17 protein-coding genes are annotated in these 15,405 nt (G+C 41.1%); 5 read left to right on the top strand and 12 right to left on the bottom strand.

Features of this window, described 5'->3' with window-relative positions; all coding sequences use genetic code 11:
* Positions 1 to 404: 404 nt before the first annotated feature.
* The 4 genes from BLP85_RS07540 to ftsY form a co-directional block, all read right to left on the bottom strand.
* Positions 405 to 1,070 (bottom strand): DUF2057 family protein, encoded by a 666-nt coding sequence (locus tag BLP85_RS07540; protein WP_092819495.1) that lies wholly within the window; start codon positions 1,068 to 1,070, stop codon positions 405 to 407.
* A 211-nt stretch (positions 1,071 to 1,281) separates the two neighbouring features.
* Positions 1,282 to 1,875: a nitroreductase family protein gene (locus BLP85_RS07535; RefSeq protein ID WP_092819494.1), complete on the bottom strand. Its 594-nt coding sequence runs from the start codon at positions 1,873 to 1,875 to the stop codon at positions 1,282 to 1,284.
* A gap of 188 nt (positions 1,876 to 2,063) precedes the next feature.
* Positions 2,064 to 2,750 carry a nitroreductase family protein gene (locus BLP85_RS07530; RefSeq protein WP_092819493.1) on the bottom strand — a complete coding sequence of 229 codons (687 nt, stop codon included), beginning with the start codon at positions 2,748 to 2,750 and terminating at the stop codon, positions 2,064 to 2,066.
* Positions 2,751 to 2,924: 174 nt separating this feature from the next.
* Positions 2,925 to 4,040: a signal recognition particle-docking protein FtsY gene (gene ftsY, locus BLP85_RS07525; RefSeq protein ID WP_092819492.1), complete on the bottom strand. Its 1,116-nt coding sequence runs from the start codon at positions 4,038 to 4,040 to the stop codon at positions 2,925 to 2,927.
* A gap of 252 nt (positions 4,041 to 4,292) precedes the next feature.
* On the opposite strand from ftsY, the gene BLP85_RS07520 reads away from it, so the two are divergent.
* Positions 4,293 to 5,606 carry a M16 family metallopeptidase gene (locus BLP85_RS07520; RefSeq protein WP_092819512.1) on the top strand — a complete coding sequence of 438 codons (1,314 nt, stop codon included), beginning with the start codon at positions 4,293 to 4,295 and terminating at the stop codon, positions 5,604 to 5,606.
* An 11-nt stretch (positions 5,607 to 5,617) separates the two neighbouring features.
* Complete coding sequence (locus BLP85_RS07515) at positions 5,618 to 7,198, top strand: M16 family metallopeptidase (RefSeq protein ID WP_092819491.1); 1,581 nt, start codon at positions 5,618 to 5,620, stop codon at positions 7,196 to 7,198.
* Here the strand turns inward: BLP85_RS07515 and BLP85_RS07510 are convergent.
* Positions 7,125 to 7,445: a hypothetical protein gene (locus tag BLP85_RS07510; protein WP_092819490.1), complete on the bottom strand. Its 321-nt coding sequence runs from the start codon at positions 7,443 to 7,445 to the stop codon at positions 7,125 to 7,127. The genes BLP85_RS07515 and BLP85_RS07510 overlap by 74 nt on opposite strands.
* A gap of 109 nt (positions 7,446 to 7,554) precedes the next feature.
* Positions 7,555 to 7,914, bottom strand: coding sequence for a hypothetical protein (locus tag BLP85_RS07505; RefSeq protein WP_092819489.1), 360 nt, complete (start codon positions 7,912 to 7,914; stop codon positions 7,555 to 7,557).
* A gap of 221 nt (positions 7,915 to 8,135) precedes the next feature.
* On the opposite strand from BLP85_RS07505, the gene BLP85_RS07500 reads away from it, so the two are divergent.
* From BLP85_RS07500 to BLP85_RS07490, 3 genes are all read left to right on the top strand, one after another.
* On the top strand, positions 8,136 to 8,369 hold the full coding sequence (locus BLP85_RS07500; protein ID WP_086196293.1) for an SEL1-like repeat protein: 234 nt from the start codon (positions 8,136 to 8,138) through the stop codon (positions 8,367 to 8,369).
* A gap of 139 nt (positions 8,370 to 8,508) precedes the next feature.
* A complete protein-coding gene (locus BLP85_RS07495) occupies positions 8,509 to 8,883 on the top strand; it encodes a DUF2750 domain-containing protein (protein ID WP_092819511.1) in 375 nt (124 codons plus the stop codon).
* Between the two features lie 132 nt (positions 8,884 to 9,015).
* Positions 9,016 to 9,447 carry a CBS domain-containing protein gene (locus BLP85_RS07490; protein ID WP_092819488.1) on the top strand — a complete coding sequence of 144 codons (432 nt, stop codon included), beginning with the start codon at positions 9,016 to 9,018 and terminating at the stop codon, positions 9,445 to 9,447.
* A gap of 414 nt (positions 9,448 to 9,861) precedes the next feature.
* On the opposite strand, the gene trpB is transcribed toward BLP85_RS07490, so the two are convergent.
* The 6 genes from trpB to BLP85_RS07460 all read right to left on the bottom strand — a co-directional run bounded on the left by trpB (position 9,862) and on the right by BLP85_RS07460 (position 15,188).
* Positions 9,862 to 11,070: a tryptophan synthase subunit beta gene (gene trpB, locus BLP85_RS07485; RefSeq protein ID WP_092819487.1), complete on the bottom strand. Its 1,209-nt coding sequence runs from the start codon at positions 11,068 to 11,070 to the stop codon at positions 9,862 to 9,864.
* Positions 11,071 to 11,127: 57 nt separating this feature from the next.
* A complete protein-coding gene (locus BLP85_RS07480) occupies positions 11,128 to 12,315 on the bottom strand; it encodes a vWA domain-containing protein (protein ID WP_092819486.1) in 1,188 nt (395 codons plus the stop codon).
* A 13-nt stretch (positions 12,316 to 12,328) separates the two neighbouring features.
* On the bottom strand, positions 12,329 to 13,180 hold the full coding sequence (locus tag BLP85_RS07475) for an AAA family ATPase (protein WP_092819485.1): 852 nt from the start codon (positions 13,178 to 13,180) through the stop codon (positions 12,329 to 12,331).
* A 21-nt stretch (positions 13,181 to 13,201) separates the two neighbouring features.
* A complete protein-coding gene (locus BLP85_RS07470; protein ID WP_092819484.1) occupies positions 13,202 to 13,585 on the bottom strand; it encodes a hypothetical protein in 384 nt (127 codons plus the stop codon).
* A gap of 22 nt (positions 13,586 to 13,607) precedes the next feature.
* Positions 13,608 to 13,916 (bottom strand): YcgL domain-containing protein, encoded by a 309-nt coding sequence (locus BLP85_RS07465; RefSeq protein ID WP_092819483.1) that lies wholly within the window; start codon positions 13,914 to 13,916, stop codon positions 13,608 to 13,610.
* A gap of 129 nt (positions 13,917 to 14,045) precedes the next feature.
* Positions 14,046 to 15,188: a ribonuclease D gene (locus BLP85_RS07460; RefSeq protein ID WP_092819482.1), complete on the bottom strand. Its 1,143-nt coding sequence runs from the start codon at positions 15,186 to 15,188 to the stop codon at positions 14,046 to 14,048.
* Positions 15,189 to 15,405 lie beyond the last annotated feature (217 nt).

The following is a 15,405-nucleotide window of genomic DNA, read 5'->3' as shown; positions in this document are numbered from 1 at the left end:
TCGAGTAATTTCTACCATCAATCAATGAAAATAATTTCGATCGATCAACCAGTAAAAATCCACACAAGTTGTTCTTCATAATCTCTTAATGATCTTACTTAAAACCTCGTCAGTTTTAAGTTTAACGCTCAACACAACGCTTCGTTTCTTGTGTCTCGTCGGGATGAAGCGTATTCTATAGAGTTTTTAAACCAACGCAACCCCCATTATAGAATTTTCTATAATTTTGCATTCGAGTGTTTGTTTTTTAACCCAAGAAGTTATTTTTAACATGTTTCAAGACTGTTTTGCGTGTTTTTTACACATTGCAACATTCATTTTTTAGATCATTTTTCTCATTTTAATTTTGATTATTTTGCCTTAAGACAATAAAACCAGCTTTATGCTAGTTTTATTTGAATTTATTAATTAGCCTGCTCTGCCAGCCATGACATAAACTTCTGACGTTCTGCCTTATTTGCTTTTTGCCATAATTGAATCAGTTGCTGATCAGCAGTTACTCCTGAAGGTGACTCACTAGAAGGAACTGCCACCACTTTTGATTGCACTGCTGCTGGTGTATATACAGGTGCTGGCTGATTTTGCAAAGCTGTTTTCTTTTGAGTCAAATCTGTAGTTTTTGAGAATATGCCTTGTGCCAACCATGGTTTTGGCTCAGTGTTTGCACCCACCTGCTGCACCAACATCTCATTATTTTTATCAAACAATGCCACTATAGGTTGTTCAGCATATTTTTTGGCAGCTTCAAAATTTGCCGGTGCATTGACCAACTCCAGTCGATATTCTCCACCCTCTTGTAAAATGGGCGTGCGTATAGTTACTACCGATGATTTTACAATATCGTGTTCACCATTTAAATGTTCAAAATACTGAGTGTAACGCACACTAATATTGCTAGTACCTGCATCCACCTTGTATTGATTGTTCTTGGCACGGAATAATCCCGTATTAACTTCCTGATCATTCACCGCTAGAATTTTAATTTCTTCTGGTGCTGAAATAGTGACTGCTGAAAATGCAGCACCACTTACCATCAATGCAGCTGCAGCAAAAGTTAATTTTAGACTCATTCCACCATCTCTTCTTTGAATATTAAACATAAATTGCACTATGCAATTAACAAATGACAATTTTATGACAAAGCTATTTTTAATACAGCTGTATTTTCAAGACTTTGTTGAGATAAGCTTTGCAGCTTAATTGATTTATCTATCATTCGCTTTATCAATAAAAAGAGTGCCGTTTCAGCACTCTCTTAACCTCACTTAAATGAAACATACATTAGTCAAATCTTTTGAAACGAATATTATCATCAAGAAATGTTTTTTCTCCCGCTGGGGCTTCAATTGAACCAAACACCAGTTCAGCACGTAATTTCCAGTTTTTAGGAATATCGAAGGTGGCTGCCACTTCCTCATCAATCACAGGATTGTAATGCTGCAATGAGGCACCGATATGCTGCTCTGCCAATGATGACCATACTGCAAATTGTGCAATGCCGGTAGAATGCTCTGACCATGCTGGAAAATGCTCAGCATATAAGGGAAATTGTTCTTGTAGCGATTTTACCACGTCTTGATCTTCATAAAACAATACCGTGCCATAACCTGCTGCAAAACCGTTAATCTTTGCATTGGTATTTTCAAATGCTTCTTCTGGCACAAGTTTACGTAATGTTTCACGTACAATATTCCAGAATTTCGCATGTGAATCACCATATAAAGTCACGACACGTGAAGTTTGTGAATTGAAAGCAGAGGGACTATTTCGTACCGCATCTTTAATGACCTCTTCTATTTGATCAGCTGTGATTGGAACGTTTTGACCAATTGCATAAATAGTACGGCGCTGTTTCATATGGGCTAAAAATGACATGATTTCACCTTTTTTAAATTTTATTAAGCATGATTGGAATAAATTGATCTTACTTTCATTTTAGGAGCATTACATGATTATAAAAGTGACATTGTGTTTTATTTATAGAACAGTTTGATAGCTGATTTTCAATAGATATAAAATAAAAAAGCACCCCTCAAAGGTGCTTCATTGATACGATGATCTGATTAATTCAAAATTCTAAACCGTTCAGCGGTCTGAGATTCCTGTTTGATGTCTGCTTCTTGTTCAATGGAACCGAATACCAGTTGTGCCCGTAACAACCAGGATTCATCAATATGAAAATGTTCCGAAACTGCCTTATCTATACTCGGATTATAATGCTGCAAACAGGCACCAATACCTGAATCCGCCAAGGCCGTCCACACTGCATATTGCGCCATACCCGACGTCTGTTCTGACCAAACGGGAAAATCATCCGCATTAAAAGGAATTTTCTTTTGCAATTTTTGAATAATGTTCTGATCTTCATAGAACAGTACCGTTCCATACCCTGCCACGCATTGATCAATTTTCATTGCTGCACCGGCAAATACATGTACAGCAACTAATTTACGTTGCACCTCTTTGACAATTTCCCAAAATTGCTGATGGGAATCCCCAAATAACACCACAATTCTTGAGCTCTGAGAATTTAATGCGGAGGGACAGCTTCGCACAGCTTCTTGAATCAATTCTGCCAAATAGGCTTGACTAAAAGGAACCTTTTTGCCGAGAACATAAATGCTGCGACGTTTTTTCAATTGATCGACAAATGTTAATTCATTTACCTCTTCAGCAGCTCTTTTTTTAAATTTTAGTTCTTTCGTAATATCTGCCGTAAGGACATGACCAATTTTCTCTAATAATGCCACAACAGTACTCCCCAATAAGAATGCTAAAGCTTTTAAGATTTTTTCATATTCTAGCGGTTTTATAAGGAGGTTCTTTAGATACGGGATTCTTGAATGTTGGTTTTTAAATCAAACAATTCTCACTAAAACAACAAACTCCGCATTTAGCGGAGTTTGTGTGAAATATCATGCATTTTACTTTTCAGTTTCAAATAAGGCTGCAACAAATGATTTTGCCGAAAATGGACGCAGATCATCAATTTTCTCGCCCACACCAATAAAGCGAATAGGTACATGGGTACGACTGGCGATATTAAATAACACCCCCCCTTTAGCAGTTCCATCCAGCTTGGTAATGGTGAGTCCGGTCAAGCCAACGGCTTCATCAAACATTTCAACCTGATTAATTGCATTTTGACCAGTACCCGCATCTACCACCAGCATAATTTCATGCGGTGCTGTGGCATCAATTTTTTGCATCACGCGTTTTACTTTGGTCAACTCTTGCATTAAGTGACCTTTGTTATGCAAACGGCCTGCTGTATCTGCAATCAGGACATCCACGCCTTTGGCACGTGCACTTTCGAAGGCATCAAAAATAACGGATGCACTATCTGCCCCATGCCCCTGGGCAACCACTGCAATATTGTTGCGTTCGCCCCAAATTTGTAATTGTTCTGTTGCTGCCGCACGGAAAGTATCGCCCGCAGCCAGCATGACTTTTTTGCCTTCGCCTTGCAAACGTTTTGCCAACTTGCCAATTGTGGTGGTTTTACCCACGCCATTGACACCAACCACCAAAATCACAAATGGTTTTTTATTGGGATCAATATGTAAAGGTTTAACACGCGGAGCCAGCAATGCGACCAATTCTTCTTGCAACGCTTTGTACAGCGAATGTGAATAAATCAGATCACCACGTGCAGTACGTTCAGTTAAATTGGCAATAATGGTTTTGGTTGCATCGACACCAATATCTGCAACCAGTAATTGCTCTTCCACCTCTTCAAGCAATTCATCATCGATTTCTTTACCACCAATGAGAATGTTGACCATACCGTCGGCAAGGTTTTTACGGGTTTTGGTTAACCCTTCTTTCATGCGGCTAAAAAAGCCACCTTTAGGCGTATGGTCTTGCTCTATTTCTGTTTGCTCTGTTTCTGTGGCTACAGGCGCAGAAACAGCAACTTGTTCATTTTGAGTTTCAACAATAGGGATATTTACCGCGGGTAAATTCGGTAAAGTGACATCGTCATCCCCGATATCAGCATCAATCAAAAATTTATTTTGCCCATTAGATTGCTGTTGCATGCCGAATCCTTGAAAAGCATAGCGTTAAAAAACAAGGATTCTAGCATAGTTTTGTCCTGCGTTTTCCAATAGACACTGAACACACCAAAAACCAACAACTTAACCTTTGCTTTCAGGCAGCAGTTTCTGAAAAATGATCATAAATATAATTTATGACTGGGGGTAAATCTTGTGCTCAAAAGCAGCTACCCACTTTTTTTAAAACCGTCTTTTTTTAAAAATCATATTTTAACGCTCACGCTGGCTTTATTGATGCTTCAAAGTGGCTGGGTACATGCAGAAACTCGCAGCAAATTGGCACGTACGACCTTTGAAACTACGCTCAAAAACGGTCTAAAAGTGATTATTCGGGAAGATCACCGTTCTCCCATGGTCATGACGCAAATCTGGTACCGGGTGGGCAGTAGTGATGAATCGGGGAATTTATTAGGCATTTCGCATGTACTGGAACATATGATGTTTAAAGGTACGCAAAAAGTTCCCAATGATGAATTTACCCGCTTAAGCCGTATGTATGGCGGACGCATCAATGCCTCAACTTTTACCAATTACACCAATTATTACCAGCTCTACCCTAAAACCTATCTACCCATGGCTTTAGAACTTGAAGCAGACCGGATGAGCAACCTGCTGTTACGCCAGCAGGATTTTGATCCTGAAATTAAGGTGGTGATGGAAGAACGGCGCTTACGCACAGATGACAATCCCAGATCCCTGGCTTTCGAACGATTCAAATGGATCACCTATCCAACCAGCCATTATCGCCAACCGGTGATCGGCCACATGAAAAATCTGCAAAACCTTCAGCTTGAAGATGTCAAAAAATGGTATCGCGACTGGTATAGTCCCAATAATGCCCTTCTGGTGATTGTCGGTGATGTCGATGCTGAACAGACCGTATTGCAAGTGCAAAAGTATTTTGCTGATATTCCTGCCAGAAAAACCCCGCCACGCAATGACGTATTAGAATTTGACCGTATTGGCTATCGCCATATGGAACTGAATTTTCCTGTGAAAGTACCCAACCTGTTTATGGCATGGAACGTGCGCTCACTGGTCACAGCCAAAAATCCGCAAGATGCTTATGCCTTAACAATTATCAGGAACATACTGGACAGTGGAATTTCTTCACGGCTGCAAGATCGCCTGGTTCGGGACAAAAAAATATTGACTGCAGTGAGTGTGTCTTATGATCCTTATAGCCGTGGTGACAGCTTATTGAGCATTTCTGCCCTGCCCGTTGATGGGAAGAGTTTATCGGAAGCTGAACAGGCCATTCAGACCGAAATCGAGCTTCTCAAAACCGAATTGATTCAACCCGAAGAAGTCGAGCGGGTGACGGCTAAATATGTCTCCAATTTAATCTATAGCCAGGATGACATTGCCGGACAGGCACGGATGATCGGCAATCTGGAAATTAACGGCTTAAGTTTTCGCTTGATGGACGGACTGCCCAAACATTTTGAAACGGTCACCCCACAAGATATACAACGCGTGGCGAATGCTTATTTTAGTCGTGACAATCTGAGCACCTTATATCTTTCTCCTGAAAATAAAGCCCCATAGTGGAATTTGTTATGTTCAAGCTGCATTCTTTTTTTATTTTTGGTTCTATGCTCTGGACCCAAGCCGCATTGGCGGACATTGACTTAAATAACCTACATGATGACAACCCGGCACAGCTCAAATCTATTCCCCTGTTACAAAGCTTGCAAATCTCCCATGCACAAACTCAATTCAACGCCCCCTATGTACATGAGCTGAAAAACAGATATCAAGTTCGTACGCTGTTTGTCGAATCACAGGATTTACCCATGGTCGATATTCAACTGACCTTTAATGCAGGTTCGGCACGGGATGAAGAAATCGCGCCAGGTCTATATGGTATTGCCAATATGGCAGCAAAACTGATTGATGAAGGAACAGAAAAATATACAGCTAATGAAATTGCCAGTACTTTTGAACGTGTAGGCGCTCAATTTAGTGCCGGTGCTTATCGGGACATGTTTATCGTTAAATTACGGGTATTGTCTGACCCCAATAAACTTGAACCTGCTTTAGGCATGCTGCTGGAAGTGCTAAACCATTCAACCTTTAAAAAATTCAGTATCGATCTGGTATTAAATAATACTCAAGTCGGCCAGAAACAGATCCAGGAAAGTCCTGGCCGCATGATGAATATCCTGTTTTACCGTGCTTTATATGGAAAACATGCCTATGCCGAACCCATTACCGGGACTCAGCGCAGTATTAGCAAAATCACACCGGCACAATTGCAGCAGTTTAGTGACCAATTTTTGGTGGCACAAAACCTGAACATTGCCATTACCGGTCAACTCAGTCCCAAACAGGCGCAGCAACTTTCTGAACGTATCGCGGGCAACCTAAAACAGGGAAAAAAGGCCCTACCCTTGGCTCAACCCGTCGATAAATCAGGTTTCGATATTCGCCACATCAAGTTTAACTCCAGTCAGGCGCATGTCATGATGGGACAATTGGGTCCTACACGCTTTGATCCGGATCGGCTCGCTTTAGAAGTGGCTAACCAGATGTTTGGTGGAAGTGGTTTTAATTCTATTTTAATGAAAGAACTACGGGTTAAGCGCGGTTTTACCTATGGCGCTTATAGTTCATTTACATTTAGCCAGGCACCAGGAACGTTCAGTTTTAGTTATTCCACCCGACAAGACCAGTTGCTCGACAGCATACAGGTTGCTCATCTGGCCTTGGTTAATTTTGTCAGCCAGCCCATTAACCAGAAACAGCTGGAAGAAACCAAGGCTGGCATGTTGCGCGCTTTTCCAAACAACTATAGTAGCAATGCCAATATCAATGCACAGTTAGGTTCTATGGGATTTTACAATCAACCTGCTGATTACCTGAGAAATTATCCAAAATTATTAGAAAAAATTACTGTACAAGATGTTCAGAAGGCCCTTCAAAAAAATTTGCACCCTGAACGTCTCACGATCATTGTAGTCAATGACAAATTAGACAAACCCGCGTTGGAGGCAGTATTAAAACAAGATTTAAATCCACCCGCTCCCGCATACACGCCTTCAGTTAAACCAGCTCCCAAAACAATTATTGCTCCGCTTGTAAAGGAGGCAATTGATGAGCCTGTGTCATCTCCAGATGATGCGCCTGCATCAATTTAAAATATTGGGCATAAGGAATCTGAGGTTGCTGCATCAGCAGCAGAGCCATTTCCTGAGTCGCTGGGTAATTGGCTTGAGCTGAAAGCTGTACGACATTTTCAAATTGTTTGACCGTAATGGGTCGGTGCAGCGCAATGAAAGCAAGAATCAAGATAATAGCAATGATGGTAACGACAAATCCGTTATAAATATCTTCCAGCTTTATTTTAGATTTTAAGTGAACAATTTTTTGTAAAGCAATATGCATAACCTACCTCGAATTCAAGGTAGTGTAGGATGCAGCATAAAGAAGCACAAGCAGATTTGCTCAATTTCACTGTATTTGTAACAGAAATTGAGCAAATCAAAATCGGCGATTAGACAATGACATTCCGGATTACTGCAAAGTAAAGCACAAATGCGATAATCCCCAATACCAATAGAATTGCGAAAGCTCCCACCCCTCTTTCAGCATGCACGGGATGCAGCTCATCATCGTCCGCTATGCGCAGCAACTCACCATTATAGACATTATAAAAATCCTCACGTTGCTGTATATCCAGCTGGCGAGTAAAATCATAAACTCTCTTACGCTGGGCTAAACAATAATTACCCAGGTGAATTTCTTGATGAAAAATAGCTTCGTCTAAATTTTTACGGTGCTGATGTGCAAGTTCAATGATTTGGTCTGTAGTGGGAGGCAAATCAAACGTAAAACCATCTAATGTTTTTGTCATGTTATTCTCCTTATATGTCAAGTTCCTCTATTAACATACTAAGCAAAAATCATTTTGTACATTGTTTAATCATGTAACCTTGATTTTAACAATACAGCCCATAGATATTGTTTGACAATTTAGGTTCGATGTAATATTACTTTAACAAAGCCTAGTTAAATTAGTATCAAGACAAACTTAATAGTCTATCTAGCAATCATAATTACAATAAGGAGTTTAATATGATTCAACAAATCTCTCATCAAGACCTAGAACATGCATATGCAGATGCAGTGAATACAATTCAGTCTCAAATGAATTTTGCAGATGCGGTTCAAAAACTGGAAGAAGTCGCTCGTGCCGGACATGGTAAAGCAGCCTTGTTTTTAGCAGAACTTTACTATCAGGGTTTCCGCGTAGAACGCGACTCACTCAAAGCCCAATACTGGCAGAAGCTGGCCACCATGCAAGCTTAATCAAACGTCACCAAGGTGGCGTTTTTTAATGCCTTCTCTTTTTAAATACATATTCATTTACATTATTTCTCAAAGCTTACACTGAACTTTCATCTTGCTTCCTTACAATAACTGCTGAATTCACTACATGTATTCTGGTATGAATCAAATTAATTCATTACAGCCTATTCCTAAAGATTTATTTTTTAAGATCACGATTTTAAAATCTATGATGTACTGTGGTGTACTTTGGGGTTTATATCATCAGCAGGGTTGGGCCATGATGTCCGATCATGAAGATTTTATTTTCCCATTCTGGTTAAACGGTATGCAGGCTCAAAAATATGCTGAACGTCATTGGCCAAATTATACGCCGCGTAAAATTACCTCTGCAGATTTTCAGGAATCGTTGCTGCCCACATTAACCCGTTTAAGTGTAACCCCCGCACTGTGTAATTCATCTAGTCAAAAATTTAAATTGACCACACAACAGATGCGGCATTTCTTTTTTGCCGAATCTTTACAACCCGCTTAAAGGGTTGTTCACAGAGTTAAAAATGAAATATTGAAAAATGTAAATTTTTATTAATGACCTGAAAAGTATTTGCATTTTTCTTTTTTCGCGCTAAGTTTAAAGTCAAATAAAGAACAAGAAGGATGATAATAAATGACCAACGTTGCACAAGTCATTCACGACAAAATTGAGAAAACGATTTTTACGATTCGTCCAGAATCAACGGTACTTGAAGCAATTACACTTATGGCGGATAAAGGCATTGGTGCGCTCGTGGTCACGCAAGATGAAAAAGTTGTGGGTATATTTTCTGAACGTGATTACACTCGTAAAGTCATGCTGATGGAGCGAACCTCTAAAGAAACCACAGTCAGCGAAATCATGACTGCCAAAGTACTGACCGTGACGAAATCTACCAGTGTTGAAGACTGTTTGGATTTAATGACCGATCGCCATTTACGTCATCTTCCTGTGGTTGAAAATGAAAAACTGGTGGGTTTGATCTCTATTGGTGATTTGGTTAAAGCCGTGATGGATGACCAACGCAAACTCATTGATCAATTACAACAATATATTGCCAGTTAAGACTGAAAATACATAAAAAAACCTCTCGATATGAGTAATGCGGATCAGTTAAGGAGTTTAGAAATAAACTCCTTAATTTTTTAGTGATTCATGGCGGAGTCTTACCGTTTTAAATCAAACTCTTGTAGCTCATTTGTTACTTTGGTTTCGCCCAAAGTAACCAAAGGCATTTGTAATCCGCAAAACTCGTCAGCCACTATCAACTAGCAAATCTGTCGCAGAAACAATCATTTTTTAATGTAGTCCTGCCTCAAACAGTTGCGGATGACTTTCCCACATATTAAATACAATCATAAATTTAAAAAAGAAAATGCCAGTCAGTTTGTTAACTGACTGGCATTTTCTCGATATGAGAGGTTTTTTAATTTTTCCAGCCAGAAATTAACCCTTATCTTAAAAAATAGGGACATATCTTTAGTTCAAGCCTAATTTCTCTGCCACATAATCCGAGTCTTTATCGCCACGCCCCGAAACGTTCACGACAATTTTCACATCTTTCGCCATTTTGGGTGCTTCACGTAAAGCCCAGGCAACTGCATGTGAACTTTCCAGTGCAGGGACAATCCCCTCTACCCGTGAAAGTGTCATAAAGGCATCCAGACATTCCTGATCCGTTGCCGTGGTATATTCCACACGGCCCAAGTCTTTAAGCAAGCTATGCTGTGGACCTACACCCGGGTAATCCAGACCCGAAGCAATCGAGTGTACCGGTAAAGGCTCGCCTTGCTCATCTTCAAGGACATAACATGCCATCCCGTGAAGCTGGCTTGGTTTACCCAAAGTCAAGGTTGCCGAGTGCATCGTGGTATCTAAACCATGGCCCGCAGGTTCCACACCGACCAGCTTGACATCAGCATCATTCAAGAAGGCTGTGAAAGCGCCCATGGCATTTGAGCCACCACCGACACAAGCTACGATGTAATCCGGATTTGAACCAAAACGGTCATTGGTCTGAACTTTGATTTCATCGCCAATAATCGCCTGAAAGTCACGAACCATTTTCGGGAAAGGATGTGGACCAACCACTGAACCAATGGCATAAATGAAGCTTTTCGGATCTTTCAAGTATTCTTCAAATGCGCTGTCCACGGCATCTTTTAAGGTCGCTGTGCCGCGTGTGACAGAAATCAGGTTGGCACCCAGAATTTTCATTTTGACCACATTCGGATGTTCTTTTTCAATATCCACTTGTCCCATGTGAATTTCACAGGGAATACCCACTAGAGCACACGCTGTTGCCAATGCCACACCATGCTGCCCTGCGCCTGTTTCCGCGATTACTTTCTTTTTGCCCATATATTTGGCAAGTAAAGCTTCACCAAGACAGTGGTTAATCTTATGTGCACCGGTGTGGTTTAAATCCTCTCGTTTCAGGTAAATTTGCGCTCCACCCAATTGGTCAGATAAACGCTTGGCATGAAACAGTGGACTTGGACGACCAACATAATTGGCAAATAAATCTGCCAATTCATTCTGGAATTCAGCAGTATGGCGAATTTGCTCATACGCCACATTAATTTCGTCCATCGCCTCTTTTAAATGAGGTGGAATAAACTGACCGCCATATGCGCCAAAGAAACCTTCTTCATTCGGTAATGGGATGCCATTAATTTGATGCGTCATATTGAATTCCTTCATTTAAAACAAGCACTTTGCTTTATGATGCTGTGATCAAGCAATTTATCGAGCCAAATATTTTGTCATATCTTCCACGCCTTTCAAGGTCATGGGATACATATGATCTTCAAAAATCTGCTTAATTTGACCAATAGTGTGGGTGTAATGCCAATAACGGTCTTCTTCAGGATTCAGCCAGGCCGTTTTTTCAAAATGTTGGCGCAGGCGCTGCAACCAGACAATACCGGATTCATCATTCATGTATTCAACCGAGCCGCCCACCGAGTTCAGCTCATAAGGTGCCATACTGGCATCTCCTACCACAATTACCCGATAGTCGCGCCCATAGGTATTGAATAGATCCCAGGTATTCATGCGGGTACTGGAACGGCGGATATTGTCTTTCCAGACATAATCATAAAGACAATTATGGAAATAAAAATATTCCAGGGTTTTGAATTCGGTCTTGGCTGCACTGAACAGTTTTTCACATTGCGCAATGTACGAATCCATCGATCCACCGACATCAAACAGCATCAACACTTTAATACGGTTGCGACGCTCCGGCACCAGCTGCACATCCAGAATGCCCTGCTTGGCGGTTTCACGAATCGTGCCGTTAATATCCAGCTCTTCAGCTGCACCCTGACGGGCAAACTTGCGTAAACGGCGGAGTGCCATCTGCATTTGCCGGGTACCCAAAATCTGTTCGTCATCGAGGTTTTGGTATTTGCGCTGTTCCCAGACTTTAACGGCGGAGCGTTTACGTCCCGGCCCACCAATCCGCACACCTTCAGGATGATCACCATAGGCACCAAAGGGCGATGTGCCACCGGTACCGATCATCTTGTTCCCGCCTTGATGCTTCTTGTGCTGCTCACGAAGACGCTCTTCCAGCATCTTCATCAGCTCTTCCAGTGAACCGGCTTTTTTCAGTTCTTCCCGCTGTTCAGGCGTGAGATGCTTTTCCAGAAGTTCCAGATCAAACCAGTCTTTTGGTAACTTATGCACCTGATTAAGCAAATCATCCAGATCAAAAGTGGAGATGCCATCAAAGTAATCTTTCATGGCTCGGTCAAACTTGTCAAAGAAACGCTCATCTTTAACCATAATCGTTTTTGCGAGTCCATAGAACTCTTCCTGATTGGCAAACACCAGCCCTGAAGCCACGGCTTCATTCAGATCAATCAGTTCACGCGTGGATACCGGCACACCGTATTTGCGTAAGGTATAAAACAATCGCACAAACATGCGTGTTTCTCCCCTAGCGACGTGACATAAAGGCTAAACGTTCAAGCAGCTGTACATCTTGCTCGTTTTTAATCAGCGCACCGTACAAGGGTGGAATCGCTTTGGATTTGTCATGATTGCGCAGAATATCTTCCGGCATGTCATCAGCCATCAGCAGACTGAGCCAGTCAATCAGTTCAGAGGTTGATGGCGGTTTCTTTAAGCCCGGTACCTGGCGAAGCTTGAAGAACACCTGTAAGGCTTCGTTGACCAAAGCGGCAGACACTTGCGGAAAATGCACATCAATAATTTCGCGCATGGTCGCTTCATCCGGGAATTCAATATAATGGAAGAAACAGCGGCGCAAGAACGCATCCGGCAATTCTTTTTCATTATTTGAAGTAATAATCACGATTGGACGTTGTGTCGCCGTGATGGTTTCCCCGGTTTCATAAACAAAAAACGACATTTTGTCGAGTTCATGCAATAAGTCATTCGGAAACTCGATGTCTGCCTTGTCAATTTCATCAATCAACAATACACAGCGTTGTTCACTGGTGAAGGCTTCCCACAATTTTCCAGGTTTGATGTAGTTTTTAATATCATAAACACGATCGTCGCCTAGCTGGCTATCACGCAAACGCGATACAGCATCGTATTCATACAAGCCTTGCTGTGCTTTGGTGGTCGACTTGATATGCCAGGTGAGCAGCTTAAGTCCCAGGCTTTCCGCAACTTGCTCGGCAAGTAACGTTTTACCCGTTCCCGGCTCACCTTTAACTAAAAGCGGCTTTTGCAAGCTACGTGCTGCCTTGACAGCAAGTTTCAAACTATCAGTCGCAATGTACTGATCTGTACCTAGAAATTGTTGAGTATCCACAGACATGATCTAACCTTATTGTTTTACTTAAAGCGGTGAACTATTTTTGTTTGCGGCAAATCTTGCCTTGTTGGCCATATATTTTGACCATAATGCTCCAATCACCAAGCCCAGCCCGACCACAAAGAGAATCAGAGAGGCATTTGACCAGATCAAGGCTTTTTCTTTGGTTAAAATGCCAAATAGCAGTCCAAAAAAAGCTGGGGCAATAGAAGCATTATTTCCTTCAGAAACTGTAGGCGTCAGTAGAATGGCAAAGCCGATGAGCCATGTCATTCCACCTAGCGGCTTAGGCAAACGTCTGGCAATCAGGTACCAAGCCCAGAGAATAATCACACTTCCTACCAGATATACCGTGACAGCAATGCTATCTTCAGGAATTGAATCCAGTAGTGAAAGAAAACTATTCATCGTTACAACTCCCGATTAACCATTAAGCACCGCGCAGCCCTTCAGGTGCAACAGCATTTGGATTGATTAATCCTTCTGGAGGAACTTGAATAAAGAAACCTTTCGTTTCAATAGAGTCAATCACATGCAATACATTTACACGCGCCAGTTTACGGCTTTCGGTTAACTCCAAATCCATGACAAAAGTTGCACGTCCAAATGCGACGCGCATCGCTTCCGGTAAAACTTCCAGCGGATTGACTGCCTCTGCTTCATTTTCAGTGGCTTCCGGACGGGCGATGTAAAGATACATTTCATCTTTTTTGCTAGATTTAAAAATTGAACAATGCATAGTTGAAACAGTACTCATAAAACTCAGGACAAAGCATACAGCAAAAAAAAGACTGAGACATTAATGATTATTAACGCATCAGTCGTGATTGTGTATAAATGTTAATTCTTTCAACAGAATGTTTAAAAATTAATCTGTTACTTTCATTTGCGTAGACAGATACTTTTCATCTGCATGCAGAACGTCAATCAGTGGCTTGGTCAGGACCTCATAACGCCAGCCAAGCAGATAAGCAGGCAAATCCTGCTCATCATTATGAAAAACCACATGCTGGTACAGTGCATTCAGCCATTTTTTACGCATCAGCACTTCTTTGGGTACGGTAGTTTCCTGCGCCACAGACTGAATGAAATGATCCACTTTTTCACCAATCTCTTTGGATGAGTGACGAATTGGACGTGCCATACGCAGTGGCCATTCTGCCTGTTCAGGCAAAAACTTAAGTAGGTCCAGAATGGTTTTACCATACTCACGCACAATATTTTGACGAATATCTTTAATACTAGACAACTGGAAATGATTACGCGGATTTTTTTCCACCAGATCAATCAGGGTGGAATTTTTCAGAATAAAGCTGCGAGGATAATTCAAGGCTTTGACCATCTGTTCGCGCCACACAGCCAGTTGTTGCAACTGCATCAATTGACGGCGTGAATGCCGGTAGTTTCCAATATCGTGATAAAGCAACTCTAGAGGTGTTTCCTGACCAATTTCATGGGTCAGATGACGGCAATCTTCCAGGGCAAAATCCAGTAAGTGCTTATCGCCTAATTCCTGCTGGATCTTATTCGATAGATTCATCAGATATAGTACGTCATTCGCCGCATAGGTGAGTTGCTCAGAGCTTAACGGACGCGCCAACCAGTCAGATCGGGTCTGGTCTTTATCAATGTCCACATCCAGCATGTGCTTTAACGCATTTTGATAGCTTACCTGTAGCCCATGACCTAAAAAAGACATGCCAATCTGGGTATCAAAAACATTGCTTAGGCTTTTTTGCTGTGAGTAATGATAAATTAAATCAATATCTTCACTGCAGGCATGGAAAATATTCTGCTGGGCCTGAAACAATTTTTTCCAGAATGCCGACAAATCCAGACTTGTGCCATCGAGTAAAAAAACCTGACCTGCAACATTAATTTGAAATACACCGAGTTTAGGCCAAAGAGTATCCACCTTGATGAATTCGGTATCCAATCCATAAATGGATGTCTGCCCCATCAAGTGCAGAATATCTTCTAAATCTTTTTGTTGATGAATGAACTGAAACATATTACCGAGTCTAAAAGCAGATTCTCTTGAAAAGTATATTAACCGATATATAACATTTAGATATAACAAAATCTACATCTAGCGTATATATTCACCATATTTTAATATTTAAATAAAAAATCAACATTTTTTTATATTTTTTTTGTATAAGTTTAAGACTATTTTTCTCGTAAATGCCACCCAGTTCTTATTCTTGTCAAAAATAATGAAATAAGCA

Source organism: Acinetobacter kookii (assembly GCF_900096895.1).
GTDB lineage: Bacteria > Pseudomonadota > Gammaproteobacteria > Pseudomonadales > Moraxellaceae > Acinetobacter > Acinetobacter kookii.
Note: the sequence above shows the minus strand (reverse complement) of the source record. Positions and strands in the feature narration are given on the sequence as shown.

Coding starts and splice junctions, on each gene's coding strand:
- BLP85_RS07500 (WP_086196293.1), top strand. CDS start 8,136: ATGATTCAACAAATCTCTCATCAAGACCTAGAACATGCATATGCAGAT.
- BLP85_RS07540 (WP_092819495.1), bottom strand. CDS start 1,070: ATGAGTCTAAAATTAACTTTTGCTGCAGCTGCATTGATGGTAAGTGGT.
- BLP85_RS07490 (WP_092819488.1), top strand. CDS start 9,016: ATGACCAACGTTGCACAAGTCATTCACGACAAAATTGAGAAAACGATT.
- BLP85_RS07495 (WP_092819511.1), top strand. CDS start 8,509: ATGAATCAAATTAATTCATTACAGCCTATTCCTAAAGATTTATTTTTT.
- BLP85_RS07480 (WP_092819486.1), bottom strand. CDS start 12,315: ATGTTTGTGCGATTGTTTTATACCTTACGCAAATACGGTGTGCCGGTA.
- BLP85_RS07520 (WP_092819512.1), top strand. CDS start 4,293: ATGCTTCAAAGTGGCTGGGTACATGCAGAAACTCGCAGCAAATTGGCA.
- ftsY (WP_092819492.1), bottom strand. CDS start 4,040: ATGCAACAGCAATCTAATGGGCAAAATAAATTTTTGATTGATGCTGAT.
- BLP85_RS07515 (WP_092819491.1), top strand. CDS start 5,618: ATGTTCAAGCTGCATTCTTTTTTTATTTTTGGTTCTATGCTCTGGACC.
- BLP85_RS07465 (WP_092819483.1), bottom strand. CDS start 13,916: ATGCATTGTTCAATTTTTAAATCTAGCAAAAAAGATGAAATGTATCTT.
- BLP85_RS07505 (WP_092819489.1), bottom strand. CDS start 7,914: ATGACAAAAACATTAGATGGTTTTACGTTTGATTTGCCTCCCACTACA.
- trpB (WP_092819487.1), bottom strand. CDS start 11,070: ATGACGCATCAAATTAATGGCATCCCATTACCGAATGAAGAAGGTTTC.
- BLP85_RS07470 (WP_092819484.1), bottom strand. CDS start 13,585: ATGAATAGTTTTCTTTCACTACTGGATTCAATTCCTGAAGATAGCATT.
- BLP85_RS07510 (WP_092819490.1), bottom strand. CDS start 7,445: ATGCATATTGCTTTACAAAAAATTGTTCACTTAAAATCTAAAATAAAG.
- BLP85_RS07535 (WP_092819494.1), bottom strand. CDS start 1,875: ATGTCATTTTTAGCCCATATGAAACAGCGCCGTACTATTTATGCAATT.
- BLP85_RS07460 (WP_092819482.1), bottom strand. CDS start 15,188: ATGTTTCAGTTCATTCATCAACAAAAAGATTTAGAAGATATTCTGCAC.
- BLP85_RS07475 (WP_092819485.1), bottom strand. CDS start 13,180: ATGTCTGTGGATACTCAACAATTTCTAGGTACAGATCAGTACATTGCG.